This is a genomic window from Peribacillus frigoritolerans, from assembly GCF_004358755.1.
In the GTDB taxonomy this organism is placed as follows: domain Bacteria; phylum Bacillota; class Bacilli; order Bacillales; family Bacillaceae; genus Bacillus_P.
This window is the reverse complement of sequence record NZ_SMZY01000001.1, coordinates 493007-518546: the sequence shown is the minus strand read 5'-3', so window position 1 is coordinate 518546 and position 25540 is coordinate 493007. Positions and strand designations below refer to the sequence as shown.

The following is a 25540-nucleotide window of genomic DNA, read 5'->3' as shown; positions in this document are numbered from 1 at the left end:
TGGCTCGTCTTTTTTTCAGTTTAACTTTGCGTCACTTTTGATTTTAAAGGCAGATCAAGCGCAACTAAATCCTGATACGTTTCTCTTTTAATCACAAGCTGTTCTTCTCCATTTTCCGCAAAAACAACCGGAGGACGCGGAATGCGGTTATAATTGTTCGCCATGGAATAGCCGTATGCTCCTGTACAGAATACAGCCAGCAGATCATCAGGGTTTGCCTTTGGAAGCGGCAGATCCCAAATCAGCATATCGCCGCTTTCACAGCATTTTCCTGCGATTGAAACAGACTCATCATTTTTATCATTCATGCGGTTTGCAAGCGCCGCTTCATATTTTGCCTGATAGAGGGCTGGGCGAAGGTTATCGCTCATTCCGCCGTCAACAGATACATACTTGCGGATATTCGGCACTTCTTTTTCAGACCCGATGGAATAGATGGTTGTTCCGGCATCGCCAACAAGTGAACGGCCCGGCTCAATCCAGATTTCCGGCATCTCAATGCCGCTTTCAGCTACAAGACCTTTTATGCTTTTAACAATTTTTTCAACATAATAAGTAGCCGGAAGCGGTTCATCCTCATCCGTGTAGCGGATGCCAAATCCCCCGCCCAAGTTCACTACTTTCGGTTCATACTGGAAGGTATCTCTCCAATAGCTGACTTTAGTGAAGATTTTTTCTGCAGCAAGAACGAAACCGGTTGCATCAAAGATTTGTGATCCAATGTGGCAATGGTAGCCCAGCATGTTGAAGGCAGAGGAAGAAAGAACATTTTCCATCGCACGTTCTACTTGACCATTTTGCAGATCAAACCCAAATTTTGAATCCTCTTGCCCTGTTGTAATATAATCATGCGTATGCGCTTCAACTCCAGGAGTAACCCTGAGCAGAATCGGCACGACTGTATTTTCTTTTGCAGCAAGTTCTTTCAGAAGCTCTATTTCGTGAAAATTATCAACCACGATACAGCCGATTTTCAGCTTGATCGCCATTTCTAATTCTTCTTTACTCTTATTATTTCCATGAAAGTGGATTCTGCCGGCAGGGAAACCCGCTGTAACAGCCGTATAAAGCTCTCCCCCTGAAACTACATCCAGTGATAATCCCTCTTCTTCAACCAGCTGAAACATCGCAACGGATGAAAAGGCTTTACTTGCATAGGCTACCTGCGCTTTTACGCCAAGCTTTTCAAATGTATTCTTAAAGCTTCTCGCACGGTCGCGAATAAGCGCAACATCATAGATGTACAGGGGTGTTCCATATTTCGATGCAAGTTCGGCCGCATCGACTCCGCCGATTTCCAGGTGATTCCGCTCGTTAACTTTACTGCTTCCATGTAAGAACAATTTAACATTCCCTCTTTCATCTCGGGTAAAAAGGATAAAAAGACAGTCGCTGACTCATGGCTTTAACAACTGTCCTTTTATTCGTTTCCTTCAGGTAAATTAAGCTTACAATATCACAAAAGCCATGTACTTTCAATCTCAGCGGGGCTGTTTTCTTACATTTTGAGGATGGACAATACTAGGCCTGATTTTCGCTCCAGGAACAGATGTGCGAATTAAAATCTGCCAGAATGCTTTCGGATTAAATGGAAGGAATGGCCATAGGTATGGCGTATTCAGAGACCGGATGTGTGTCAGGAATAAAAAGATGACGGTTGCGCCAATGACCAATCCTTCTGCCTTGAATAATGCAACTGACAGCAGCAGAACAAGCCGCATCATCTTATTGGCGATGCTGAGCTCATAGCTTGGAGTGGCAAATGTGCCGATTGCAGCAATGGCCACATATAAAATAACTTCAGGTACAAAGAGCCCCACATCGATTGCGATTTGCCCGATCAATGCCGCTGCAATTAATCCCATTGCAACAGACAGGGCGGTTGGTGTATGGATGGCTGCCATCCTTAAAAATTCGATCCCCAGATCGGCCATGAATATCTGAACGACAATCGGTATATTCTTTTGCTCATTCGGTCCGATATAGGCAATGTTCTCAGGCAGCAAAGAAGGCTGAAGCACGTACATAAACCACAAGGGAACGATTAGAATTGAACCGATAATCCCAAGGAAACGAACCCACCTTAAAAACGTTCCGACAGCAGGCGCCTGGCGGTACTCTTCTGCATGCTGCACGTGATGAAAGAAGGTTGTCGGGGTTATGATCACACTTGGTGATGTATCCACAATAATTAATACATGCCCTTCTAATAAATGATTGGCTGCTACATCTGCCCGCTCTGTATATCTGACAAGGGGATAAGGATTATAGCCCTGCTTGACTAAAAATTCTTCCACCGTTTTATCCGCCATAGTCAGACCGTCAATTTTAATGGTTTCGAGCTCTTTTTTAACAACTTCTATCAAATTCGGGTCAGCAACATCTTCTATGTAACAAAGACAGATATCCGTTTTAGAACGCTCACCGACCTTCATCATCGAATACCGTAAGCGTTCATCCCTGATTCTTCTTCGGATAAGGGCTGTATTCACAATGATATTCTCTACAAATCCGTCTCTTGATCCCCTTACGACTTTTTCAGTATCCGGTTCCTCAGGGTTTCTGCCGGGATAGCTCCTTACATCAACAACCAGCCCGTAATCGCACCCTTCAATCATAAAGACGACAAGGCCTGACAGCACTTGATCAACGGCTTCATCGATTGTTTTAATTCTTTGAACCTGCTGATTCACTAAGCGGTTTTCGACGATTTCGTTTACTTTCATCTTCTCGTGTTCATAATCATTTATCTCAATTAATTCTTTTAAAAGCTGAATGATGTAGGAGGTATCGCAAAGTCCATTGACATAATACAGATTCACGCCAATGCCCATCACAGTAATTTTGCGGACACCCAAGTCAAAACTCTGATTTAATCCTACATGATTTTTAAAATAATTCTCATTTACAACGAGCTTAGGAGAGATTGATGTCTTTTGTTTCACGTTTTCGCTCATCTGCCATGCCGCTCCTTTCAAGAATCAGTTCTACCGCCTTCATAGTGATCGGTGATCCATGATCTAAACTGTCTTTACGGGACATTTTACCGATGTCCCCAATGCCGACTATGATAGGTACATCCAGTTTGTCTAGGCAATACACCGTATCTCCAGTCATTTTCCCTACCTCAAATTCACGGATTCCGCTCTTATCCACTCCGTACTCAGAGATAAGCCCGTCACGGTCAATGGAAACGTCAATATTCGTCCACTCTGATCCGTGCGTTTTTGCTGCAACGGCAATCACACCAAGCACATCAACCTGCGGATGTTCCGCTACGTACTGCATCGCTCTTTCACCTGGTCCCTCTTCCAATAAACCGCAATCATCAAACATGACAAAAACAGGGTCATAAGGTGTTTTCAAAATTAACTTCACAATCTCAGGCCCCGTTAAAAAAGTTGGATTGCCTTTTGACTGAGAGATGCACCTCCCGCCGATCTGCTTTGCAGCATACGCAATGGTTTTAGCTGCATAAACATCCCCGTCTGTTACTAATATGACCCTTCTCGTTTCTGTCATAGGATGATCTTATCCTTTCGGTTTGAAAATAAGTGCTACAAAAAATGCAAAAACGATTGCTGAAGAAATCCCCGCTGATGTCAATTCGAAAATTCCGATTCCGATTCCGATAATGCCATGTTCATCTGCTTGATGCATTGCACCATGCAGCAAAGAATGTCCAAAGCTTGTAATTGGAACAGTGGCCCCTGCCCCTGCAAATTCAATAAAATTATCATAGATCCCAAAGCCGTCAAGAATGGCACCAGCTACAACAAACGAACTCATGACATGAGCCGGCGTCAATTTTGCCACGTCAAGGAGCAGCTGGCCGATGACACATATTGCTCCGCCTACGACAAACGCAATTAAATATTCCATTATCCGATCACACCCCTGTTCACACGTTCAAACACGACGCCATGTGCAATAGTCGGTATCGACTCTTTTTGCTGAATCATTGTCGGGCTAAGCAGAGCACCTGTTGCTACAACCATCACACGATTAAGGTTTCCGCTCTTTAGTTCATTAAAAATGTGGCTGTAGGTGACAACTGCAGAACACCCGCATCCGCTTCCGCCTGCAAAAACATTTTGATCAGGTCGGTAAATCATTAATCCGCAGTCATTATGATTTGCATAAACGTCGTAGCCTTCTTCTTTCAGCAGGTCCTTTAGAATCGGGCTTCCGACAGACGCCAAATCACCTGTCACAATCAAATCGTAGTCTTCAGGCTTACTGTTCAAATCTTTAAAATGCTGCGCGATGGTATCGGCAGCTGCCGGCGCCATCGCAGACCCCATATCAAATGGGTCTGTAATCCCAAGATCCGCCACTCTTCCTATCGTTGCGGAAGTAATCATAATGTCACTCGGATCACGGCTTACGATGACAGCCCCTGAACCTGAAATGGTCGATTGCGCAGTATCCGGTTTTTGCCCGCCATATTCTGTTGGATAACGGAATTGTCTTTCAGCTGTTGCATTATGGCTGCTCGTAGCTGCCATGACGCGATTCGCAAATCCCCCGTCTACAAGCGCTGAGCTTACGGCGAGCGTTTCCATTGAAGTTGAACAGGCACCGAACATACATAGAAAAGGAATCTTATTTTGCCTGGCCGTATAATTTGCCGTCACGTTTTGGTTTAATAGATCCCCAGCAAGGAAAAAATCGATGTCCTCTTTCGTATAATTTCCTTTTTTCAATGCATGTTCAATCGCATCTTCCATTAAACGTCTTTCCGCAAGCTCCCAATTATCCTCATCACAGTGAAGATTATCATAGGTTTTGTCGTACAATTTTCCAAATGGCCCATCTGCTTCTTTCGGACCGACAGCTGTACCGCTTGACTGCACATAAATCTGATTCTCAAATTGCCATGTCTGTTTTCCAGTCAGCCTCATTGCAGAGACACCTCCTCGTTAAAATGCCAATCCATATAGATACCGGATAATTCCAACAACATATGCTGCAACAACCCCAAAAACAATAACTGAGCCTGCCAGTTTAAACATGTTCGTAGCCACCCCGAGAACTAACCCCTCACTGCGGTGCTCAAGCGCCGCACTTGTCATGGAGTTTGCAAATCCAGTAACAGGAACAGCTGACCCCGCACCGGCAAATTGTCCGATTCGATCATAAATACCAAAGCCAGTCAGCAGTGCTGAAATGAGAATTAAAGTGGCAACAGTCGGATTCCCCGCTGTTTTTTCAGTAAAGTCAAAAAAGGTCATATACATATTCTGAATAGCCTGCCCTAAGGTGCAAATCAAGCCTCCAACAACGAAAGCCTTAATGCAGTTCAAAAGATAAGGCGGCTTAGGCTGATAGCTTTTAATGTTGTTTTTATAATCATCTTTCAATTTAGAGGTACTCATTTCTTTCTCCTCTCATGTCTTATTGGTCAACAAAATAAAGCCAGTGAAACAACGAGCCTGCTACTTTGCCAAAAACAATGGCCATTAAAAGGATCACGATTTTATCAGCAATCCCTATCCGTTTAGCCATAATTGGAAAGACATTTAAAACTTCTGTCAGCGCGGCTGCAAGCATTCCGATAAAGATTCCATTAATTAATCCAATCGGTACTAGAAAATACTCTGATAAGTAAAGTTTGGAGTCCCTGAGACTTACCCATCCTCCTGTAAGGGCACCAGCTACGATGGCCCATTCATATGCTTGTATCAGATCGACTGTTTTCGTCAGCTGCGTTAACCTGGGTATGATGCCAAGCACAGTTAAAAAGGCTACAAAGCCAGAGCCGACTGCAAGACCTCCCGAGAGTCCGATGAAAATGGTGATCAGAATATTAATTGTCATCAATTTTCTTCATGCTCTCTTTATTTTCTTTCATAGATACGTACATATCCATATCAAGCTGGTAGTTGAACATTTCTACCTCAAGAGGACTTGGCTCTTCATTAATTCTTTTCTTGAAAAGGTGATTGAAGAAAAGAATCATCCCTAAACCGAGGCCTATAGAATAAGGAATCTGCAATAAAAGAGGATGTTCTGATGTCTCACCTGTAATAATGGTATAAAGACGCTTATGCACAAGCTGCATGCTGACATCTTCGTGAAAATTCATAATCGCAAGAGCTGCACCCACAAAGAGCAGCAGCCAAACGAGTGCGAATAAAACAGGAGAATACGTTTTCTTTTGATACATAATTTCAACAATCGTCTGTGCCGGTCCAACCGCCTGAACATCGATATCAGGATCTGTTTTATGTACTTCAGACAACACGCGCATGACATCAATCACAACAATATTTTTGTCACTTGGCTGAACTTTATGGACCTCAAGTTCTCCAATCATGTCGCGAAGCTGCTTTCCGGCAACAATCTGGGCAATCTTAGAGACGGTAATACAATCGTCCGGATGGACTTGTACGCGATGACGCAGTCTGATGTACACCGTTTTTTCCATCACATTTCACTTCCTGAAAATAGGATTGTATCTGTAGTATGCATTGGAAGAATTTATATCATGCAGATTGCTCGGATGGTCCATTAATTACCAAAGGGTTCGTAGGTGCAGTGATTCTCCGGAAAAGGCTTCTTACTCGCTGGACAGATTTAATGATTCAATGTTCTAAAAAAGTATGCCCGCTTATTCTGCTTTTATTTTCTAAAAAGCAAAAAAGACACATCCATATTGGACATGTCTTTTCCATAGTTATTGATCCATGCGGTCTTTCATCTGCTGGAGAATTTTCTTCTCCAGCCTCGATACTTGAACTTGTGAGATCCCCAGCCGCTCAGCAACTTCTGATTGTGTCTGGTCTTTGTAATACCTTAAATAAACAATCAGCTTTTCACGTTCATCGAGCTCTTTGATTGCATCCTTCAGGACAATTTTATCAAACCATTTCGTCTCTCCTGAATCAGCGATTTGATCAAGGAGAGTGATGGGGTCACCGTCATTTTCATAAACGGTTTCATGGATGGAGGAAGGTGCACGTACCGCTTCTTGTGCAAGGACGACTTCTTCAGATGTGATTTCAAGGTAGGCTGCTATTTCAGAAACAGTCGGCACCTTGCCTAATGATTTGGATAAATCATCTTTGGCCCTTCTGATTTTATTGCCCAGTTCTTTTAGGGAACGGCTCACTTTTACTGTGCCGTCATCTCTGATAAAGCGCTGAATTTCACCAATAATCATCGGTACAGCATAGGTTGAGAATTTCACATCGTAGGATAAATCAAACTTATCGACCGATTTCAAAAGGCCGATGCAGCCAATTTGAAACAGGTCATCTGCTTCATAGCCCCGATTTAAAAACCTCTGAACAACAGACCACACAAGACGCATGTTTTTCTCAACTATGGTATCTCTGGCTGTTTGATCGCCCTGCTGGCTGCGCTTAATCAACTCTTTCACTTCATGGTCCTTTAACTGTGTTTTTGAGATATCGTTCTTGACCTCCACATCCATAGCAAGTCTCCTTAATTTACTAAAGCTTTGCTTTTCGATAAGTGTTTTGTAAGCTTTACCGCTGTACCCCGTGATTTTGATGATTCAATCTGCACTTCATCCATGAAATTCTCCATGATTGTAAAACCCATACCTGATCGTTCTAGTTCAGGCTTTGTGGTATAAAGCGGCTGTCTTGCTTCCTCTACATCCGGTATTCCCATGCCCTCATCTCTGATCGACAGCCTGACCACACTGTCTTCTAGTGTTACTGAGATGTAAACAATACCGCTTGGATCATTATCATAGCCATGAATAATGGCATTGGTCACCGCTTCAGAGACGACTGTCTTGATTTCGGTTAACTCATCAAGCGTAGGATCAAGCTGAGCAATAAATGCCGCAACCGTCACCCGGGCGAAGGATTCATTTTGGCTGAGGGCTGAAAATTGAAGGTTCATTTCATTTTTCATGATGCCACCCCCAGTGTCATCAGCGCTTTTTCCTCCGATGGCTCCAGACGAATGATTTTAAACAGCCCAGACATATCGAACAGTCTTTTCACTGAAGGAGAAATTGCACAAACGACCATTTCTCCGCCAAATTGCTTCACTTGCTTATATCTTCCAAGAATTACGCCCAAACCAGAGCTGTCCATAAAGGATAATTGCTCCAAGTTCAGTACGATATGCTGAATGTCTTCTGATGCAAGAATTTCTGTCACTTTCTGCCGCAATTCCTCCGCCGTGTGATGATCCAATTCTCCGATCAGACGAATGCACAGGACAGATTGCTTTACATCAAGCTCTACTGCTAGACTCATCCATACTCCTCCTTCAATTTCTGGATAATGTCTGTTTCGAGGTTTTGATGTGCTTTTCCTGCCCTATGACAAAACTAGTGGAGATTCGCCAACATCAGCTAGACTTTTTCATGCAGTCAGCCTGATTTCGTGAAGTCTCCAAGGACTCGTTTAAAGAGTGTCCACCAACCGGCCTGGTCTATGTCGCCCTCAGCAACAAGCGGGCTTTCCACCACGACTTTATTGTCTTTTTTCAGAATCAGTTTTCCAAGTTCATCCCCTTTTTTCAGAGGAGCCTGCAAATTCTGTTTCATGACAACTTCCTGAGTAACATCTTTGACGCTTCCGCCTTTTTTCGTCAAAACAGAAATCGGCTCTGAAGTAACAAGGTTGAGATTTTTGCTGTTTCCTTTGCTGATTTTCATATTCGCCACAACTTCATTTCGTTTAAATAAAGGATGTGTTTCATACTGGCTGAATGCGTAATCGAGCATTTTGGTCACCTGCGCATTGCGGTCTTTTGGTGTTGGTGCACCCATGATCACAGCAATGACACGCATGTTTCCTTTTTTTGCTGTAGCAGTTAAACAATATTTTGCTTCATTCGTAAAACCTGTTTTTACACCATCTACGCCTTTATAAAATTTCACAAGGCGGTTTGTATTGACCAGCCAGAATTTTTTGTCTGTATCCTGACGCAAATAATCTTCATATTGACCTGTGTATTTTGTAATGCCTTCAAATTTCAACAGCTCTTTTGCCATAACGGCCATATCGTGTGCTGTACTGTAATGATCTTTTTCAGGAAGACCTGTCGGGTTTTGAAAGGAAGTGTTCTTCAGCCCGAGTTCTTTTGCCCGATTGTTCATTTTTTCAACAAACGCATCTTCAGACCCAGCAATTCTCTCAGCCATGGCTACAGATGCATCATTTCCTGAGGCAATCGCGATTCCTTTCAGCATTTCATGAACGGTCATTTCTTCTCCAGGCTCAAGGAAAATTTGAGAGCCGCCCATAGAGGCAGCATGTTCGCTTGTACGGACTTTTTCATCCATTTTGAGCTGGCCTTTATCAATCTCTTCCATAATCAGCAGCATCGTCATAATTTTCGTCATACTTGCTGGAGGAAGTTTTTCATCACTGTTTTTATCATATAGAATGTTTCCGGTGTCACGTTCAATCAGAACAGCTGATTTTGCCTGATCTGCAAGCTGTACTGAACCTTCTTTTGCAAATGCCGGTGATGCAATGGTTAATATCATGGTGCTAATCGCTACGGTAGATAGTAGACGTTTCATCTCCAAACCCTCCATTCTTATACACCCCATTTTTTCCAATTGAAGAAAAAATATACTTGCGGACAAGAAAAAATTGCATACAAAAAGCCGGGATTTTCTCCCGGCTTTCATGTCATATTATTCTTTAATTGTATCGTGAACAAGCGGCGGTGCTTTTACTGAGTCAGCTGTTACTTTAATGCTTTCATACAGCTTTGTTTTTACTTGTTCTACATCTTGCTGATTGCTGTAAATCGTTACTAGCGAATCGCCTTTTTTAACAGCATCCCCGATTTTTTTATTCAGCATCAGGCCTACAGCAAGGTCAATTTCTGATTCTTTTGTTGCTCGTCCTGCACCAAGCCACATTGCTGCAACTCCAACAGAATCTGCCACAATCTCAGAAACGAAGCCGTCTTCTTTTGCTTCAAGTTCTACTTTGTAGCTTGCCTGAGGCATCTTGCTTGGATCATCCACAACTGAACCGTCTCCGCCTTGAGCTTCTAAGAAGATTTTCAGTGTTTCAAGCGCTTTTCCATTTTGGATAACTTCCTCAAGCATCGCTCTTGCTTCCTCAAGTGAAGAGGCTTTTTCAGCCAAGAATACCATGTAGCTTCCAAGCGTTAAGCAAAGCTCATGAAGATCCTCAGGTCCTTCGCCTTTTAATGTATCAATCGCTTCTTTAATTTCTAAAGCGTTCCCGATTGCATAGCCAAGCGGCTGGCTCATGTCTGAAATAACAGCCATTGTTTTGCGGCCGACAGCATTTCCGATTTCAACCATAGCCTGAGCAAGCTCTCTCGCATCATCAAGATCTTTCATAAATGCGCCTGCTCCTGTTTTCACATCCAGAACGATCGCATCTGCACCTGCAGCGATTTTTTTGCTCATGATCGAGCTTGCAATTAATGGAATGCTGTCAACTGTAGCTGTTACATCACGCAAAGCGTAAAGCTTTTTATCAGCTGGAGTCAGGTTTCCGCTTTGGCCAATGACAGCAATTTTATTTTGGTTGACCAATTTGATGAACTCATCGTTTTCGATTTCAACGTGGAAGCCAGGAACAGCTTCAAGCTTATCGATTGTGCCTCCAGTATGGCCAAGACCGCGGCCTGACATTTTAGCAACCGGAACACCGACTGCAGCAACAAGAGGTCCCAGCACAAGAGTCGTTGTATCGCCTACGCCGCCTGTGCTGTGCTTATCAACTTTAATGCCTTCGATTTTGCTTAGATCAATCGTATCGCCAGAATGAACCATCTCCATCGTCAATTGAGCGCGCTCTTCCTTTGTCATTCCTTTAAAATAGATGGCCATTGTTAAAGCACTCATTTGATAATCCGGAATATCCCCGTTTGTATAGCCTTTGATGATAAAGCTGATTTCTTCTTTCGTCAGTTCCTTGCCGTCACGTTTTTTTTCAATTAAGTCAACGATTCTCATGATTTACCCACCCTTTGTCAGTTTGATTCGTGTATGTCTGAAACAATTTTCTTCACTAGATTCAAGAAATTAGCTTTTACTTTTTCAGTCGTTTCCATAACTTCATCATGTGATAATGGCTGGTCTAATATACCGGCTGCCATATTTGAGATGCATGAAATCCCAAGCACTTTCATCCCTGCATGATTGGCTACGATAACTTCGGGAACTGTTGACATGCCGACAGCATCTCCTCCAAGCACGCGTGCAAGACGCACCTCTGCAGGCGTTTCATATGCAGGTCCTGTGTTTCCTACATAGACACCTTCCTGAACTTTTATGCCAAGCTCGGAAGCCGCATTTCTAGCAAGCGTTCTGAGCTCTCTGCTGTATGCCTGAGACATATCAGGGAAACGGACGCCTAGATCAGAATCATTTGGTCCGATTAATGGGCTTGTCCCCATATTATTAATATGATCAGAAATAATCATTAAATCACCAGGTTCAAACGATTCATTTACTCCGCCAGCAGCATTTGTAACAATGATCGTGTTTACACCCATTTCCTTCAGCACACGCACAGGGAACGTCACTTTTTTCATGTCGTATCCTTCGTAAAAATGGAAACGTCCCTGCATGGCAACAACGTTAGCACCTTTTAATGTGCCGAATACAAGCTGTCCTGCGTGGCCTTCAACAGTCGAAACAGGAAAATCAGGGATTTCCTCATAGGGGATTTTCACCGCATTTTCGATCTCATCAGCAAGTACTCCAAGGCCAGATCCTAAAATCAACCCGATCTCAGGCAGGTCTTTTACTTTTTCTTTCATAAATTGCGCAGATTGTTTGATTTCCTGAAGATTCATTTACCGCTCCCCCTTAATTCTTTAATTCCATTAAGAAACTTTTTCCGTGCTTTGGCATGCTCACTTTAAAGTTGTCAGCAATTGTAGCCCCAATATCTGCAAACGTTTCACGGACCTGAAGCTCAGAACCGCTGCTGAATCTTGGGCTGTAAGCGAGCAGCGGAACGTATTCACGCGTGTGGTCTGTCCCGTGATGAACAGGATCATTGCCGTGGTCAGCTGTAATAATTAAGAGATCATCTTCTTTTAATTTAGAGAGCAGTTCAGGAAGACGCGCATCATACTCTTGAAGCGCAAGACCGTAGCCTTCAGGATCGCGTCTGTGACCGAAAAGTGCATCGAAGTCTACAAGATTGACAAAACTCAGACCAGTGAAGTCGCGATCAGCTGTTTCAGCAATCTTGTCCATGCCATCCATATTGGATTTCGTGCGAAGTGCATCTGTAATTCCTTCTCCGTCATAAATATCAGAGATTTTACCGATTGCGATAACATCGAGACCTCCGTCCTTCAGCTCATTCATAACCGTTCTCTCAAACGGCTTTAAGGCATAATCATGACGATTAGGCGTTCTTTGGAAGTTCCCCGGATTGCCTACAAACGGACGTGCAATCACGCGGCCTACCATATACTTTTCATCAAGTGTCATTTCGCGGGCCATTTCACAGATTTTCAGCTGCTCTTCAATCGGAACAATGTCTTCATGTGCGGCTATTTGCAAGACGGAATCTGCAGACGTATAAACAATAAGAGCTCCTGTTTTCATGTGCTCTTCGCCCAGTTCATCTAAAATCTCCGTTCCTGAAGCAGGTTTGTTGCCGATGATTTTTCGACCTGTTTTTTCTTCAAGAGCCCCGATTAATTCATCAGGGAATCCATCAGGGAATACTTTAAATGGTGTTTCAATCTGAAGACCCATGATCTCCCAGTGACCTGTCATCGTATCTTTGCCGTTAGATGCTTCCTTCATTTTCGTATAGAAAGCTTGAGGTTTTTCCTGCACAGGTATCCCTTGGATTTCTTCAATATTGCTCAATCCAAGCTTCGCCATGTGCGGCATTTGCAGGCCGTTCATATGTTCTGCAATGTGTCCTAGAGTATGTGAGCCAGTGTCGCCAAAATCAGCTGCATCAGGCGCTTCGCCGATTCCCACTGAATCCATGACAATCAGGAATATTCTTTTATATGTATAATCAGACATGTAAATCCTCCTTTAATCGTTCAGAGATCACTCTTTGTATAACATTCCCAATTGTTCAGGAATGATTAGCTGCTTTTTATTGGTCAGAAGTCTGACATCTAAAGTATAAACCGTTTTCATGCCTTCTGACAATAGATATCTTGATATTCTTCTATGGTTCTGTTTTCCTTTTACACGTTTTTTAAAACATGAAGCTGTCTGCAAATAGAATGTTTCATATTTGTTTCGCAGCAAAAATTCCCGCAAACAGAACAAAAAAAGCCACCGCACCTACTGCGAATGACTTCAAGCTCTCGGATGATATTGTTTATATACATCTTTTAATCTAGTTTTTGAAACATGAGTATAGATTTGCGTTGTAGAAATATCGGCATGTCCGAGCATTTCCTGAACAGCCCTTAAGTCTGCGCCATTTTCAAGCAGATGGGTTGCAAAAGAATGTCGCAGCGTATGAGGGGTCAGCTCTTTGCTGATGCCTGCCTCCAGGGCAATTTTTTTAAGGTTCTTCCAATAGCCCTGTCTGGTCATGCGGTTTCCATGATGATTTAAAAACAAGGCTTCCGTAGCTTTTTTCTTTGAAGCTAGTTTAGGTCTGCCTTTTTCGATATAGGATTCAAGTGCTTCTGTCGCTGTTCTGCCAATTGGAACGATGCGCTCTTTGTTTCCTTTTCCGAAGCAGCGGATAAATCCCATTGTTAAATGAACATCGCTCAAATCCAGATTGATCATTTCACTTACCCGGATGCCCGTTGCGTAAAGAAGCTCTAGCATCGCTTTATCCCGGTAGCCGAATGGTGAAATCAATGTTGGAGTATCAAGCAGTTTTTCAACTTCTGTAAGAGAAAGTACTTTAGGCAGTGTCCGTTCAACTTGAGGAGATTCGATATGTACAGTCGGATCATGATCGACTGCTTTTTCTCTTAGAAGAAACTGATGAAAATTGCGGATGGATGCGGTATGGCGTGCAATCGTCTTGCTTGATTTTCCCGCTTCCTTCAATGATTTTAAAAAATGAATGATGGATAATCTAGTGACATCCTGAAATGAAGTTAGCTGCTCCTGTGCAGTAAGAAATTGATGATAGCTCTTTAAATCGCGTTCATACGATATGATTGTGTTATGGGAAAGCCCTCTCTCCACAACCAGGTAATGCATGAAATCCTGAATTTGATCTTTCAATCTCCTCTACTCCCCGTTTAAATAGAAGAAAAACAGACGATTAAGCCAGTGCTCTTCTTCGTCCGCCACCATTTTCGTGACTTTCAGGGCTGCACCCTCAGGCTGGTCATATCGGTGGATTTCTTCATACTCTAAGTTAATCCAAATGATAGCATAATAGAAAAGAATCGTAAATCCAGTAAACAGGATAAATACTTTAATCATATCAAATAGTGTTCTAGCTGCTCTCATCGCGGCAGTCCTCCTTTGGCCGGTCTTTCATCTTAAAACATATGCCAAAAAGGACAAACTTTATACTAAAAAATACAAAAAAACCTCTCCTGTTTGACCGGAAAGGTTTATTGTTCATCTTCTTTCTCTTCTTTTTCCTGACAGCGGTAGCATATGCCATGAAACGTCAGACGATGATCTTTAATTTCAAAATTGAAGTCGCGTTCGACAATCTGTTCAACATCCTCTAAGAGGTCATCCTCAATTTCAGCGACAGAGCCGCATTCAATGCACACAAGATGATGGTGAAAATGGGCTGCGCCTTCTTTTCTTAAATCATAGCGTGATACGCCATCTCCAAAATTTATTTTATCGACAATTTTAAGTTCTGTAAGTAGTTCCAACGTTCGATAAACAGTTGCTAAACCAATCTCTGGCGCCTTTTCCTTAACGAGGAGGTAAACATCTTCAGCACTCAAGTGATCTTCTTCGCGTTCAAGCAAAACCCTTACGGTAGCTTCACGCTGAGGAGTCAGCTTGTAGCTGGATGAATGCAACTGCTTCTTAATACGCTCAATTCTGCTTTCCATAACACACATTCCTCCCTCGCCACGTTCCTCATTCATTATATCAAAAGAAAGGGATGTGTCCAACGAAAATAATTACAATCTAATAAATGAAATGATTATTAAGTAAAAATCATTCTATTTAGAAACAAGTTCAATGACGTTCTTCATCAGGATCGGCGAAGCATATGCCTCAAGTGTTGAGGCAATCATTGTCAGCGCTGAAATAAACATAAAAACGGCCGCGTATTTCGTAAAAAGGGCGAAAGGCGATTCTGTTAAGTTTGTTTTCTTCATCAGCAGCTGCTTAACAATTTTCAATGAGAAAGAGATTGCAACCGTCCCCATGATGATAAATGCAGGTATTAAGACTATATTCTGAGGCAAAACCGATACAAATGAAAGCATAAAGCCTTGCCATCCCATTTGATTCACTAAAAAACCCACTGTAAATCCAACGACCATTCCTTTTAAGAATAACATAATCAGAATGACCGGCAAACCGATAATTGAGATGCCGAGCACCCACATCAGACCAAGATATTTCAGGTTATGAAAGAAACTCTGCTGAAGCATTTCAGCCGAGCTTGCGACTTTCCCTTCAGATACTTGTCCGAAAAACCGGCTTAAATAAAAATACAAATCTTCTTTTTGTGTAAAATTCATGCTGTTGACAATGACTGCACCGAAAATGACCCCCATCAAAAACAAGACAAATACAAATAGATATAGCGATGAGCGTTCTTTTATATGCTGAATAATCATTGCTTTTAATGGATGTTTGCGCATATACCTTCCTCCTAGCGTTCTCTTACTAGATTGTATGAAAAAAGGAAGAAACTATGCCATTCTATCATTGCATTTTTTTCCAAGTATAATATAATACTAAAAAATCAGAAAGGCGGTTTTGTTATGAAAAATCCAATATAAATTGATTTTCCGGCTGAAATGACGACTGAAGACTCTATATCCGGGCTCCTCGTCCGGGCGATGGAAAAGAAGTCAATGCCGCCGTCAATGAATCTTTGAATGAGCTTAAACCGTGGATGCCTTTTGCTCAAAAAGCCCCTGAACTTGAAGAGACGGAAGCAAATATAAGAGAATCATGTGCGAAGTTCATCTTGCGCGAGGATCTTAGGCTGCTTATATTCGACCGTGAGCAAGGTCATTTTATTGGAAGCACAGGCTTTCACCGTATGGACTGGGATGTGCCGAAGGTGGAAATTGGGTATTGGATTTCAACGAAATATGCCGGAAAAGGCTATATGACGGAAGCGGTTGAGGCTCTGACGCTGTTTGCTGCAGAAGAATTCGGCGCTAAACGGGTGGAAATCAGATGTGATCCTGAGAATATAAGAAGCCGCCGCATACCTGAGAAATTAGGATTTATTTTAGAAGGAATTCTTAGACAGGATGATGTTTCGGCAGACGGCAGCACATTGCGCGATACGTGTGTGTTTTCGAAGATTTTTTAATTTCTTGTAAGATAAACAGCTTTGCTGAAAATTCGATAGAAGAAAAGCCTGTTCATACCTTTCAACCTTATATTTTCTGAAGGCACTTTACATTAAAGTGCCTTCATTATTCAGGAGCGATTTTCCCGTACACTCCGCCACCGCCAGGAACAGCACTAAGCTTCCCTTCCCTCGCTGCGATGATATAATCTGCTGTTTTAGCCGGCAGGACCATTAAAAGATCCTTTCTTGAGATTTCATTTAAAATGACCATCTCAGTTCCAAACGCCGTTTTCAATTTTTCAAGCGTTTTTGGGCCGATACCGGGGATAAACTGCAAAGGCACCTGATGAATATATGGCGGACGGTGCGGTTTCTCATGATTGTTGTCTGAGAGCTCTTTCAAGCGAGTGCTGACCCCTCTAGTCGATCTTTTGCTGCCGCAGCTTTGACAAATCGTGTCCACTGACGCTTTTTGTGTGCCGCATTTCTCGCAGGTTGTGCCATAATACTTTCCTAAAAGCGGATTTAAACCATGATTGGAAAGAATCCCCCGGTTTCCTATTCCTTTTAGAGCTTTTTTCAACTCTTCGAAGGTAGGCTCTTTTAATTGAAGCTTCTGATACTCCCTCCCAATCTTAGCAAGAGAGTGTGCGTCAGAGTTTGTCAGAAAAGGATACGGATTCAGCTCAGACAGCTGGGAGGCCATTTCAGTGTCAGAGCTTAAGCCAAGTTCAACCGCATCAATCAAGTCAGGGTCCAACACTTCTTCAAGTGAAGAAGATACCCCGCTGCCGTACAGACTTTTATGCGGCGTAAAAATATGAGCCGGAATAAATAAGCCTCCAAGCTCGTTAACTTTTTCCTGAAGAACCCGCGCATCTGCATATATTCTTTGCGTACTTAATGTCCTATTTTTCACCCGAAAAGACAGCCATTCGGAAAATTGCTTCATCTGCTGAATAGACGGCATATAGACGAGCACATGCAATGGACCTTTGCATCTGGAGTCATATACTTCAATTTCAGAGCCAAGAATCATGGTGGACTGTTTGAATTGAATTCCGCCCTCGTTATGTTGTGTCCAGAGTCCTTCATTCAAACCCTGCTCCAGTGTATCCAAAATCTCGGGTACGTGGCAGTCAATAATTCCGATGATATCCATTCCTTTATGTTCGCTTGCTTCAATCAAAATATTTTCAAGCGTAAGCTTATTTGAAGCAGTAATCTTAACAGGTTTGCCGGAACGTGTTCGCCCGATATGAATATGTAAATCTGCAAAAAAGGTATTCATCTTATTTTTGAAGAGCCAGTTTCAGCTGCAAATACTGAACGGCATATGCTGTTTTTGCATCGAAAATCCGCTGATCTGCAATCATTTGCTGCGCTTCTTCTAGTGTCACCTCCAGAACATCTACAAATTCATCCTCATCAAGCTCTGCCTTTTCGGTTAAAATCTGCAATTCTTCCGTAAAATATAAATGCACAAGTTCATCCGCAAACCCTGGTGAAGTATAAAACGAGATTAAGTGCTGAAGCGAATCCGTGGTGTACCCTGTTTCTTCTTCTAATTCCCGTTTAGCCGTGACCTCAGGAAGTTCCCCTTTTTCAAGCTTGCCGGCAGGGATCTCAACGAGGACACGCTCCATTGCTTTCCGGTATTGCTGAACCATGACAATTTTTTTCTCTTTAGTGATGGCGATAACAGCGACCGCACCCGGGTGCTTAATAATTTCTCTTGTGCTTGTTTTTCCATTCGGAAGCTCTACTTCTTCTAAGTACAAATCAATAATGCGACCAGAAAATAATTTTTCAGATGATTTTGTTGTTTCTTTTAAATGATTCATACTCATTCCTCCGCGTTCTGCAAATTCTGCTTTTCACATATATTTTATCATATATAGAAAAGCGGAAGCGCCCGTTTAGCTCCGACAGACAGATTAGGATTCGGCAGTGAAGGCGCTTTTTGCCTTGGCTGCCGAATCCGTTCTGGCCGAGGAGTTGGGCGCTGGAGCTGGACAATACGAAAAGCGGAACCGACTGTTCAGACTCGGGCAGACAAATAAGGATCCAGCTGAAAAGGCGCTTTTTGCCTTTACAGACGGATCCGTTTTGGCCGAGGGGCTAGGAGGTGGAGCTAGACACCATGAAAAGCGGCAGCACTATGGAGAATGACGCCACTTTTTAAGCTTTGAATCGATAAAAACAAGCTTGGCGCGGAACAACTTAATACTTACTCACCAATTAACGAAAGAAACGAGGCGAGCGCATATGAAGATCTACCTTCTTGACAAAGGCGTCGTGCTGGTCGGCAAAGCTTGGGAAGTCCGGGAAAAACTGAAGGAATACAGCCGGAAATATGAAACGGTTGAACAGTGGACTAAAGATAAGTAAGCGTCACAATTGCATTTTCACCTCTCTTGTACTAATGTCAAAGCAAGACATATAGGCAGGAGTGATACGATGAAAAAAAGACAATTGGGCACATCAGATTTATTGGTCAGTGAATTGGGACTTGGCTGCATGTCTCTTGGAACAGATAAAGAACAGGCTGAATCCATCATTGATGCAGCTCTATATGAAGGAATCAATTATTTTGATACAGCGGATTTGTATGATTTCGGATTAAATGAAGAGTTTGTAGGCGATGCCTTAAAAAAACGCAGAAAAGATATCATTCTTGCAACGAAGGCCGGAAACCGCTGGAACGAGAACAAAGACAGCTGGACGTGGGATCCCTCTAAAGCCTATATAAAAGAAGCGGTGAAAAACAGCCTTAAACGATTAAAGACAGATTACATCGATTTGTATCAGCTGCATGGCGGTACAATGGAAGATAACATTGACGAAACGATAGAAGCGTTTGAAGACCTGAAAAAAGAAGGCGTCATCCGCTATTACGGAATATCCTCGATTCGTCCAAATGTCATTAAGCAGTACTTGGAAAAATCATCGATCGTCTCCGTCATGATGCAGTACAGTCTGCTCGACAGACGTCCTGAGGAATGGTTTTCTCTTCTTAAGGATCAAAACGTCAGCGTGATTGGAAGAGGTCCTATGGCAAAGGGTCTTCTAACAGACAATTGGGAGTCCAAGCTCTCTGAGAAGGGCTATTTATCCTATAGCGATGAGGAACTGCGCCGGGTGCTTCCATCCATTGAAGCAGAAACTGATTTATCCATGACAGAAACCGCCGTTCAGTACTGTCTGAAGCAGGCTGCAGTAGGATCCATTATTCCGGGTGCCAGCAAAATTGAACAGGTTCAGGCTAATTGCCGTGCTGCAAATGCACGTCCTTTATCCGGCGAGGAATATATAGCGCTGCAGGCACTTACGAAATTTGATAAATATGAGCAGCATCGTTGAGGTGCTGCGAAATAGAAATCCTTCCCACTTTGGGGAGGATTTTATTATTGCTTGAAATTTCATTAATATGAACATAAAAGATAATAGGTAATTAGACCTGTATCTTCAGAATTATCTTTTTTTATTTTTTTCCAATTTTACGTGATGTAATCCATGTATTGTAATTTAATACAAAACTATACATATAGGTGTTTTTTCATATCTGTTGTAAATACACACTTTATGTTAAGGGTTGCCTAAGGAGAGGAAGCAGTATGAACAAAGTATTCAGTTTTTCTAAGAAACATTGGAAGTATATAATTGTAGCCCTCATTGCTCTTTTTATCGGTAGCACAAGCGGTCCTTCTAAGGCTGACGTCGAATCTACTCAGCAGGAATTAAAAGATGCTTCTAAACAATTAGAAGAAAAAGATAAGGATTTAAAAAAGGTTAATAAAGAAAACGAAGATTTAATGGCTGATAAGCGTGAGTTAGAGAAAAAGGTAAAAGAAGCAGAGCCTTTTTTTAAATTAACTGAGCAGGAACGCAAGGAAAAGGCTGCCGAATTAAAGAAAAAAGAAGAAGAAGCAAAAGCGAAAGAAAAAGCTGAAGCTGAAAAAAAAGCTGCTGAGATTAAAGCTGCTGAAGAAGAAGCAAAACGTAAAGCAGAAGAAAAAGCTAAAAGAGGATATGATACAGGAATCACTTATAATCAATTAGCTAGAACACCGGATGACTTTATAGGTGAAAAAGTGAAGTTTAAAGGTAAAGTCGTTCAAGTTATGGAAGGTGACGGAACTACCCAAATCCGTTTAGCTGTGAACGATAATTACGACACTATTATATTTGGAGAATTCGATTCTTCAATACTTAAAGCTAGAATTCTAGAGAATGATGTTATTACTATTATGGGTATATCTACTGGTTTATTAACTTATGAGTCGACCATGGGAGGAAACATATCAATCCCAGGTATGCTGATTGAAAAAATAGATTAATCTTAAAACAAATACCCTTAGAAAAACGCCCCCGCATAGGCGGGGGCGTTTCTTATTTATAATCAGACCACTTCATACTGCTGTCATTCAGCAGCTCTTCAAAGCTTTTGTTCTTTTCTTTTTCTTTTTTCTCTTTGATTTTTTGAAGGCGTTCTTGCTCTGCCTTCTGCTCCTGTTCTTCCACCAAGCCTTTTTTCATGTTTGATAGTTTTTGGAACAAGTCAGACTCAAGATGATCCTTTAAGTTTAAGCTGTCTTCTGTTTTTTTAGGCTGAGGTCTTTGCTGTTTTTTTTGTTTTTTAGCCATGATGATCACTCCCGTATCCTTTCATTATATACAAGAAAGGTGGTTTATAGAAAGCGATTTGACCCTTTTAATAAGCATCAAGCACTACATCGTCTCCGATGATCAGCTCGGGCTCTGTTGATTTTTTGATATCTTCGATTGTGTAGCCTTTTGCGACTTCGACAAGCTTCAGGCCAAGCTCTGTTACATCAATGACAGCCTGATCTGTAATGATGCGGTGGACAACCTGTTTCCCCGTAAGCGGCAATGTGCACGCATTGAGAATTTTTGACTCGCCGGATTTGTTCACATGCTCCATGATGACAATGATTCTTTGCGCGCCGTGTACTAGATCCATGGCTCCGCCCATTCCTTTAATCATTTTGCCTGGAATCATCCAGTTTGCGAGATCTCCTTTTTCGGATACTTCCATGCCCCCGAGAATCGCTACATTGACGTGTCCTCCCCGGATCATGGCGAATGATTCGGCACTGTCAAAATAAGCAGAACCCGGGATAGCCGTTACGGTTTCTTTTCCCGCATTGATCAAGTCAGGATCCACATCCGCTTCTTTCGGATAAGGCCCAATACCAAGAAGTCCATTTTCAGATTGAAGGACAACCTGTTTGTTTTCGCTGATATAATTGGCAACAAGTGTCGGCATGCCGATTCCCAAGTTGACATAGAAACCGTTTTCAATTTCCTGTTCCGCTCTTCTTGCAATTTTTTCACGCACTCCTACTTTATCCTGTATCATCGCTTTGCCTCCTGTCATCCTGTCTTTTGTACCGTTAATCGTTCAATGCGTTTTTGCTGCTCACCAAGTATCAATGATTGTACATAAATGCCCGGAGTGTGAATCTCACTTGGAGCAATCTCACCAATCTCAACAAGTTCTTCAATTTCAGCAATTGTCACTTTTCCTGCTGCTGCGATCATCGGATTGAAGTTTTGAGCTGTTTTATTGTAAAGCAAATTGCCCATTTTATCAGCCTTCCACGCACGGACAAGGCTGAAGTCTGCCGTAAGCGCTTCTTCGAGCAAATATTCTTTTCCGCCAAAGCTTCTCGTCTCTTTACCTTCTGCGATTGGCGTTCCTACACCTGCAGGCGTATAGAAAGCCGGAATTCCTGCACCGCCTGCCCGGATTTTTTCAGCGAGCGTTCCCTGCGGGACAAGTTCAACTTCAATCTCCCCTGAGAGCACTTGACGTTCAAACTCTTTATTTTCGCCAACATATGAGCTGATCATTTTTTTGATTTGCTTATTTTTCAGAAGCAGGCCAAGCCCCCAGTCATCTACTCCGCAATTGTTTGAGATGATCGTTAAATCCTTTACGCCTGTTTCTACCAATGCAAGAATCAGATTCTCAGGAATTCCGCATAAGCCAAATCCGCCAACCATTAATGTTGACCCGTCTTTAATATCCTTCACTGCTTCTGTAAAAGATGTATGCACCGTTTTCATTTTATCACCCCAGGAATTATAGATTTTCAATGATTGTTGCTACGCCTTGTCCTCCGCCGATGCAAAGTGTCGCCAAACCGCGTTTTGCATCTCTGCGCTTCATTTCGTGAATGAGTGTAACAAGGATTCTTGTGCCGCTCGCTCCGATTGGATGTCCAAGAGCAATGGCACCGCCGTTTACGTTCAGCTTTTCTTTATCAAAATGAAGTTCGCGGTCAACGGCTATGGATTGTGCTGCGAATGCTTCATTTGCTTCCACCAGGTCAATATCTTTCATGTTAAGCCCGCTCTTCTGAAAGGCTTTTTGCACAGCTGCAACCGGTCCAATCCCCATAATGCTTGGATCTACGCCGGCGTTGCCGTTTGCTGTAATTTTAACAAGCGGCTGAATGCCAAGCTCTTCCGCTTTTTTCCGGCTCATCACAACTACGGCAGCTGCACCATCGTTTATTCCAGATGCATTGCCGGCTGTGACTGAGCCGTCTTTTTTGAAAGCAGCGCGCAATCCGCCAAGCTTCTCAGCTGTTGAACCTGCACGCGGAAACTCGTCAGTATCAAATGTGACAGCATCTCCCTTACGCTGAGGAATAACGACAGGCGTAATTTCAGCTTTAAACGTTCCAGCCTGAATAGCGTCTGTTGCCTTTTTCTGGCTCCAGGCAGCAAACTCATCCTGCTCTTCTCTTGAAATTTCATATTTATCGCATAAATTTTCAGCTGTTACGCCCATATGATAATTGTTGAAAGCACACGTTAACCCGTCGGAAACCATTGTGTCAATCAGCTTTTGATCGCCCATTTTAAATCCGTCGCGTGCATTTTTTAATATGTACGGTGCCTGGCTCATATTTTCCATACCACCTGCAACGATAATGTCAGCATCCCCCGACAAAATAGCCTGTGCAGCAAGATGAACCGTTTTCAGCCCAGATCCGCATACTTTATTGATTGTCATTGAAGGGACATTTTCCGGTAATCCCGCTTTAATAGCTGCTTGACGCGCAGGATTTTGCCCAAGTCCAGCCTGAAGGACATTCCCCATAATGACCTCGTCGACCTGCTCTCCTTTTAATCCAGCTTTTTCGAGAGCATCTTTGATAACGATGGCTCCAAGCTCAGGAGCAGATACGCCTTTCAGCGATCCGCCAAAACTTCCAATTGCCGTACGGACTGCACTTACGATGACCACTTCATTGTTGCTCATTTTCTCATTCATCCCCTTTTTCATTGGTTCATAGATTGGTTTCGCTAAATAAAGATAAATTCCTTCAAAATTTTCAAGATTCAAATTTCATTTGCATCTAATCCTAGTTAACTACTAATATAGAAATATGTAAACCCTTTCATAGAAAAGCGGAACCGACTGCTCAGCTCCGACAGACAGATAAGGATCCGCCAGAAAAGGCGCTTTTTGCCTTTACTGGCGGAGCCGTTCTGGCCGAGGAGTTAGGAGGTGGAGCTAGACACCACGAAAAGCGGAATCGCCCGTTTAGCTCCGACAGACAGATAAGTCTCATCCAGTAAAGGCGCTTTTTGCCTTTGCTGGATGAGACGTTCTGGCCGAGGAGTTGGGCGATGGAGCTAGACAATACCGAAAAGCGGAATCGCCCGTTCAGCGCAGGCAGACAGATAAGAACCCCACAGAAAAGGAGCTTTTTGCCTTTACTCGTTATGCGTTCTAGCTGGAAATACAAAAAAGCGAAACCGTCCATTTATTCTCACATCACCCATTGCAGAAAGGCTGGTGATTCAAGTTGAATCTTCCTGAACATGTGACATTAATTGAAGTTGGCCCGCGTGACGGGCTTCAAAATGAAAAAAATGAAATTCCGACTGATGTTAAGATTCAGTTTATCAAGGAGTTAAAAAAAGCTGGTTTTAAGGAAATGGAGCTGACATCATTTGTTTCTCCCAAGTGGGTTCCGCAATTGAAGGATGCTCTAGACATCATTCAATACTGCACAGATGAAAACCGGAATCTTGTGCTGACTCCGAACGAAAAAGGCGTCATGCGGGCAAAAGAGGCAAAGTGCCGGGATATAGCCTTTTTCGTCGGGGTAAGCGAATCCTTTAACTTAAAGAATATTAATTCAACAACGAAAGAAAGTATGAATAAGCTTTTGCCGCTGATCCGCGAGTTAAAAGCAGACGGATTTTTTGTTCGAGCCTGTATTTCCACTGCTTTCTACTGTCCGTATGATGGGAAAATTCACCCTGATGCTGTGCTTAACATTTGTCAGCAGTTTGCGGATGCCGGAGTGGATGATTTAAGTGTGGCTGACACGATTGGAATGGCGAATCCTCTGGAGGTTTATGAGCTTTTTTCCCGCTTGAAAGCGCAATTTCCCGACATGCTGCTTACAGCCCATTTTCACGATACACGCGGGATGGCACTGGCGAATATTTATGCTGCTTTGCAGGCAGGAGTAGACAGGTTTGATACTTCTGCCGGAGGGCTTGGAGGCTGTCCGTTTGCACCAGGCGCTACTGGAAATGCTGCGACTGAAGATGTTCTTCATATGCTGAAGGCTTTGAACATTGAGACTGGGATTGATATGAATCAGCTTTTAAAAGCAGTTGAAGTGATTGAGCCACATCTTGCAGGAGCAATTCAAAGCAAACAGCATCAGTTGAACAAACAGGAAAAGGCGGTTAATTAAGACAGGCAGAAATAGCTTAAATAAAGAGAATGAATGCGGAAATAATGGCGGCAGCACAGCTTGGCAAGCCTAGTAAAAACAGCTGGATAGCCCAGTTTGTCCTCGCTTCCCTGTGCTCATTTGTTTCTGAATGAAAATTAGCCCTTATACGGTCTCCGCCGAGGAAGGCATTTGTCAGCAGGCCTGAGATCCCGAAGCAAATCAGAACAACTCCGGACATCATGATGAAAAACAATTGAAGATCCTTTGCAGCAAAACTGATGATGCCTGCTATACATGCAGTCAGAATTCCAGTTCCCAATGCTTTCATGTTTTTCACGCTCCTTTCCCTTTATACGTAATGGACAAGCAGGATGTTTCGTTTAATTGTATAATTTCTATTCTTTTTCC

32 protein-coding genes are annotated in these 25540 nt (G+C 42.7%); 6 read left to right on the top strand and 26 right to left on the bottom strand.

What is annotated here, in order from left to right; translation table 11 throughout:
• Nucleotides 1–20 precede the first annotated feature (20 nt).
• The 19 genes from lysA to spoIIM form a co-directional block, all read right to left on the bottom strand.
• On the bottom strand, nt 21–1343 hold the full coding sequence (gene lysA, locus E2R53_RS02715) for a diaminopimelate decarboxylase (RefSeq protein WP_133310290.1): 1323 nt from the start codon (nt 1341–1343) through the stop codon (nt 21–23).
• Between the two features lie 138 nt (nt 1344–1481).
• Nucleotides 1482–2957 carry a spore germination protein gene (locus E2R53_RS02710; RefSeq protein ID WP_133310289.1) on the bottom strand — a complete coding sequence of 492 codons (1476 nt, stop codon included), beginning with the start codon at nt 2955–2957 and terminating at the stop codon, nt 1482–1484.
• On the bottom strand, nt 2917–3522 hold the full coding sequence (locus E2R53_RS02705; protein WP_133310288.1) for a stage V sporulation protein AE: 606 nt from the start codon (nt 3520–3522) through the stop codon (nt 2917–2919). Before E2R53_RS02705 ends, E2R53_RS02710 begins: the two co-directional genes overlap by 41 nt.
• 9 nt (nt 3523–3531) lie before the next feature.
• Nucleotides 3532–3882, bottom strand: a complete 351-nt coding sequence (gene spoVAE / locus E2R53_RS02700) for a stage V sporulation protein AE (protein ID WP_133310287.1) — start codon at nt 3880–3882, stop codon at nt 3532–3534.
• The gene (gene spoVAD / locus E2R53_RS02695; RefSeq protein ID WP_133310286.1) at nt 3882–4904 is read right to left on the bottom strand and encodes a stage V sporulation protein AD; all 1023 of its coding nucleotides are present in this window, start codon (nt 4902–4904) and stop codon (nt 3882–3884) included. Before spoVAD ends, spoVAE begins: the two co-directional genes overlap by 1 nt.
• Nucleotides 4905–4922: 18 nt before the next feature.
• Nucleotides 4923–5378 (bottom strand): stage V sporulation protein AC, encoded by a 456-nt coding sequence (spoVAC, locus tag E2R53_RS02690; RefSeq protein WP_133310285.1) that lies wholly within the window; start codon nt 5376–5378, stop codon nt 4923–4925.
• Nucleotides 5379–5397: 19 nt separating this feature from the next.
• Nucleotides 5398–5820: a stage V sporulation protein AB gene (locus E2R53_RS02685; RefSeq protein ID WP_133310284.1), complete on the bottom strand. Its 423-nt coding sequence runs from the start codon at nt 5818–5820 to the stop codon at nt 5398–5400.
• Nucleotides 5810–6430, bottom strand: a complete 621-nt coding sequence (locus E2R53_RS02680) for a stage V sporulation protein AA (protein WP_133310283.1) — start codon at nt 6428–6430, stop codon at nt 5810–5812. The genes E2R53_RS02685 and E2R53_RS02680 overlap by 11 nt, the downstream gene beginning before the upstream one ends.
• 249 nt (nt 6431–6679) lie before the next feature.
• Complete coding sequence (gene sigF / locus E2R53_RS02675; protein WP_070877612.1) at nt 6680–7438, bottom strand: RNA polymerase sporulation sigma factor SigF; 759 nt, start codon at nt 7436–7438, stop codon at nt 6680–6682.
• An 11-nt stretch (nt 7439–7449) separates the two neighbouring features.
• Complete coding sequence (spoIIAB, locus tag E2R53_RS02670) at nt 7450–7890, bottom strand: anti-sigma F factor (RefSeq protein ID WP_070877613.1); 441 nt, start codon at nt 7888–7890, stop codon at nt 7450–7452.
• Nucleotides 7887–8240 carry an anti-sigma F factor antagonist gene (spoIIAA, locus tag E2R53_RS02665; protein ID WP_133310282.1) on the bottom strand — a complete coding sequence of 118 codons (354 nt, stop codon included), beginning with the start codon at nt 8238–8240 and terminating at the stop codon, nt 7887–7889. The genes spoIIAB and spoIIAA overlap by 4 nt, the downstream gene beginning before the upstream one ends.
• 116 nt (nt 8241–8356) lie before the next feature.
• Nucleotides 8357–9517 carry a D-alanyl-D-alanine carboxypeptidase family protein gene (locus tag E2R53_RS02660; protein ID WP_133310281.1) on the bottom strand — a complete coding sequence of 387 codons (1161 nt, stop codon included), beginning with the start codon at nt 9515–9517 and terminating at the stop codon, nt 8357–8359.
• A gap of 117 nt (nt 9518–9634) precedes the next feature.
• Nucleotides 9635–10939, bottom strand: coding sequence for a pyrimidine-nucleoside phosphorylase (locus tag E2R53_RS02655; RefSeq protein ID WP_133310280.1), 1305 nt, complete (start codon nt 10937–10939; stop codon nt 9635–9637).
• Nucleotides 10940–10956: 17 nt separating this feature from the next.
• Nucleotides 10957–11784, bottom strand: coding sequence for a purine-nucleoside phosphorylase (locus E2R53_RS02650; RefSeq protein ID WP_133310279.1), 828 nt, complete (start codon nt 11782–11784; stop codon nt 10957–10959).
• A gap of 13 nt (nt 11785–11797) precedes the next feature.
• Nucleotides 11798–12985, bottom strand: coding sequence for a phosphopentomutase (gene deoB, locus E2R53_RS02645; RefSeq protein WP_133310278.1), 1188 nt, complete (start codon nt 12983–12985; stop codon nt 11798–11800).
• A 285-nt stretch (nt 12986–13270) separates the two neighbouring features.
• A complete protein-coding gene (xerD, locus tag E2R53_RS02640) occupies nt 13271–14164 on the bottom strand; it encodes a site-specific tyrosine recombinase XerD (protein WP_133310277.1) in 894 nt (297 codons plus the stop codon).
• 6 nt (nt 14165–14170) lie between these two features.
• Nucleotides 14171–14395, bottom strand: a complete 225-nt coding sequence (locus E2R53_RS02635) for a YqzK family protein (RefSeq protein ID WP_070877621.1) — start codon at nt 14393–14395, stop codon at nt 14171–14173.
• Nucleotides 14396–14502: 107 nt separating this feature from the next.
• The gene (locus E2R53_RS02630) at nt 14503–14964 is read right to left on the bottom strand and encodes a Fur family transcriptional regulator (protein ID WP_133310276.1); all 462 of its coding nucleotides are present in this window, start codon (nt 14962–14964) and stop codon (nt 14503–14505) included.
• Nucleotides 14965–15078: 114 nt separating this feature from the next.
• The gene (gene spoIIM, locus E2R53_RS02625; protein WP_133310275.1) at nt 15079–15729 is read right to left on the bottom strand and encodes a stage II sporulation protein M; all 651 of its coding nucleotides are present in this window, start codon (nt 15727–15729) and stop codon (nt 15079–15081) included.
• A 179-nt stretch (nt 15730–15908) separates the two neighbouring features.
• On the opposite strand from spoIIM, the gene E2R53_RS02620 reads away from it, so the two are divergent.
• Nucleotides 15909–16415 (top strand): GNAT family N-acetyltransferase, encoded by a 507-nt coding sequence (locus E2R53_RS02620; protein WP_133310274.1) that lies wholly within the window; start codon nt 15909–15911, stop codon nt 16413–16415.
• Between the two features lie 106 nt (nt 16416–16521).
• Here E2R53_RS02620 and E2R53_RS02615 read toward each other — a convergent pair whose 3' ends face one another.
• Nucleotides 16522–17688: an endonuclease Q family protein gene (locus E2R53_RS02615; RefSeq protein WP_133310273.1), complete on the bottom strand. Its 1167-nt coding sequence runs from the start codon at nt 17686–17688 to the stop codon at nt 16522–16524.
• A 1-nt stretch (nt 17689) separates the two neighbouring features.
• Nucleotides 17690–18241: an NUDIX hydrolase gene (locus E2R53_RS02610; protein ID WP_133310272.1), complete on the bottom strand. Its 552-nt coding sequence runs from the start codon at nt 18239–18241 to the stop codon at nt 17690–17692.
• 124 nt (nt 18242–18365) lie between these two features.
• On the opposite strand from E2R53_RS02610, the gene E2R53_RS02605 reads away from it, so the two are divergent.
• From E2R53_RS02605 to E2R53_RS02590, 4 genes are all read left to right on the top strand, one after another.
• Entirely contained in the window at nt 18366–18569 is a 204-nt protein-coding gene (locus E2R53_RS02605; protein ID WP_133310271.1) for a hypothetical protein, read from the top strand.
• A 96-nt stretch (nt 18570–18665) separates the two neighbouring features.
• Entirely contained in the window at nt 18666–18788 is a 123-nt protein-coding gene (gene mciZ, locus E2R53_RS02600; protein WP_070877628.1) for a Z-ring formation inhibitor MciZ, read from the top strand.
• A gap of 69 nt (nt 18789–18857) precedes the next feature.
• Nucleotides 18858–19760: an aldo/keto reductase gene (locus E2R53_RS02595; protein ID WP_133310270.1), complete on the top strand. Its 903-nt coding sequence runs from the start codon at nt 18858–18860 to the stop codon at nt 19758–19760.
• 254 nt (nt 19761–20014) lie between these two features.
• On the top strand, nt 20015–20737 hold the full coding sequence (locus tag E2R53_RS02590) for a toxin regulator (RefSeq protein ID WP_133310269.1): 723 nt from the start codon (nt 20015–20017) through the stop codon (nt 20735–20737).
• Nucleotides 20738–20789: 52 nt separating this feature from the next.
• Here the strand turns inward: E2R53_RS02590 and E2R53_RS02585 are convergent, their stop codons facing one another.
• The 4 genes from E2R53_RS02585 to E2R53_RS02570 all read right to left on the bottom strand — a co-directional run bounded on the left by E2R53_RS02585 (nt 20790) and on the right by E2R53_RS02570 (nt 23694).
• The gene (locus E2R53_RS02585) at nt 20790–21044 is read right to left on the bottom strand and encodes a DUF3886 domain-containing protein (RefSeq protein WP_133310268.1); all 255 of its coding nucleotides are present in this window, start codon (nt 21042–21044) and stop codon (nt 20790–20792) included.
• A gap of 67 nt (nt 21045–21111) precedes the next feature.
• Nucleotides 21112–21780, bottom strand: coding sequence for a CoA transferase subunit B (locus tag E2R53_RS02580; RefSeq protein ID WP_133310267.1), 669 nt, complete (start codon nt 21778–21780; stop codon nt 21112–21114).
• Nucleotides 21781–21794: 14 nt separating this feature from the next.
• Complete coding sequence (locus E2R53_RS02575; protein ID WP_133310266.1) at nt 21795–22490, bottom strand: CoA transferase subunit A; 696 nt, start codon at nt 22488–22490, stop codon at nt 21795–21797.
• 16 nt (nt 22491–22506) lie between these two features.
• On the bottom strand, nt 22507–23694 hold the full coding sequence (locus E2R53_RS02570) for an acetyl-CoA C-acetyltransferase (RefSeq protein WP_133311123.1): 1188 nt from the start codon (nt 23692–23694) through the stop codon (nt 22507–22509).
• A 550-nt stretch (nt 23695–24244) separates the two neighbouring features.
• Here E2R53_RS02570 and E2R53_RS02565 point away from each other — a divergent pair.
• The gene (locus E2R53_RS02565) at nt 24245–25150 is read left to right on the top strand and encodes a hydroxymethylglutaryl-CoA lyase (RefSeq protein ID WP_133310265.1); all 906 of its coding nucleotides are present in this window, start codon (nt 24245–24247) and stop codon (nt 25148–25150) included.
• Nucleotides 25151–25166: 16 nt separating this feature from the next.
• Here E2R53_RS02565 and E2R53_RS02560 read toward each other — a convergent pair whose 3' ends face one another.
• Entirely contained in the window at nt 25167–25460 is a 294-nt protein-coding gene (locus E2R53_RS02560; protein ID WP_133310264.1) for a DUF5316 domain-containing protein, read from the bottom strand.
• Between the last annotated feature and the right edge of the window lie 80 nt (nt 25461–25540).